General features: G+C 75.7%; 1 protein-coding gene and 1 pseudogene. One reads left to right on the forward strand and one right to left on the reverse strand.

Annotated elements, in window-relative coordinates; translation table 11 throughout:
- Positions 1 to 871 (forward strand): LysM peptidoglycan-binding domain-containing M23 family metallopeptidase (locus G3I42_RS19415; RefSeq protein WP_164287643.1); only part of this gene is annotated, 871 nt, incomplete at its 5' end.
- A gap of 46 nt (positions 872 to 917) precedes the next feature.
- On the opposite strand, the pseudogene G3I42_RS19420 reads toward G3I42_RS19415, so the two are convergent.
- A pseudogene (locus tag G3I42_RS19420) lies at positions 918 to 1,462 on the reverse strand (hypothetical protein); the annotation flags it as partial.

Below are 1,462 nucleotides of genomic sequence, written 5' to 3' on the forward strand. Positions count from 1 at the left end.
GAAGCCGAAGGCGGAGGCGAAGACGGAGACGAAGGCGGCTCCGAAGGCCCGGCCGAAGGAGGAGGCCGCCGCCCGGGCCGAGCGGCTGACGACCCGCAAGCCGCCCGCGAGCCACGGCCCCGACAAGACCCCGCAGTCCCGCGCGGGCACGGCCCGGCTCTACACGGTCGTCCCCGGGGACAGCCTCTCGGGCATCGCGGCCGAGCGGCAGGTCGAGGGCGGCTGGGAGCAGCTCTACGCGCTGAACCGGGCCACGGTGGGCGCCGACCCCGACCTGATCCGCCCGGGCCAGCACCTCGCGCTCTCCGGGAAACCGGGCCCCCGTACGGCCGAGCGGGCGCCGGAGCGGAAGGCGGCGCCGAGGAAGGCGGAGCCGAAGAAGACCGAGCCGAAGGCCGCGCCCAAGAAGACCGAGCCGAAGAAGACCGAGAAAGCAGCCGCCCCCAAGAAGGCCGCGAGCACGGGCCACAACGTCACCGCGCCCGTCGCGGCGGGTACGGGCACGCAGTACCGCGCGGCGGGTTCCTCGTGGTCGAAGGGGTACCACACGGGCGTCGACTTCCCGGTCCCCACCGGCACGACCGTCAAGGCGATCGGCGCCGGAACGGTGGTCTCGGCGGGCTGGGGCGGCTCGTACGGCTACCAGGTCGTCCTCCACCACGCGGACGGCCGCTACAGCCAGTACGCGCACCTCTCCGCGCTCAACGTCCGCGCGGGCCAGCACGTCGCCGAGGGGCAGCGCATCGCCCGCTCCGGCGCGACGGGCAACGTGACGGGGCCCCACCTGCACTTCGAGGTCCGCACGGGCCCCGGCTTCGGCTCCGACATCGACCCGCTGGCCTACCTCCGCGCGGGCGGCGTCCACATCTGAGGGGGCGGGTCCCCGGGACGGCCTCCACCGGCCCGGGGACCTCGTCTCACGCCCCCGACGGGCTCGACTCCGTGACCGTCGTGGGCGGCTCGGGGGCCGCCGGTGGTGCCGTTCTGCCCACCGTCAGCCAGACGAGGCCCACCGCCGCGAGCGTGCCCGCGGCCGCCGCTCCCGCCTCGCCCAGGACGCCGAAGCGCATGTGCTCGCCGAAGAGCGCGAAACCCACCGCCGCCGCCGTCACCGGGTTGACGACCGTCTGCGTCGCGAGAGGGGCCGTGAGACCGGCGCCCCGGTAGCTCGCCTGGGACAGCAGCATCCCCGCGCACGCCAGCACGCTCACCGCGCCGAGCAACGGCAGCATCTCCAGCGGACTCTCGTGCGCGATCCGGTCCGTGACGGTCTTCGTGTAGACCGACGCCATCCCGAAGGCCACCCCGGCCGCCGCCGCGACGAATCCGCCGCGCGCCGCCGGGTGGTGGTGCACCCCGCGCGCCACGAGCAGCAGCGCGAGCACCGTGCCGAGCGTCACGAGGCCGAGCACGCCGAGCGTGGACCCGCCGGGGACCCGCTCGCCGCCGCTCCCGGTGAGCG

This window comes from Streptomyces sp. SID11385, assembly GCF_010548245.1.
In the GTDB taxonomy this organism is placed as follows: Bacteria; Actinomycetota; Actinomycetes; order Streptomycetales; family Streptomycetaceae; genus Streptomyces.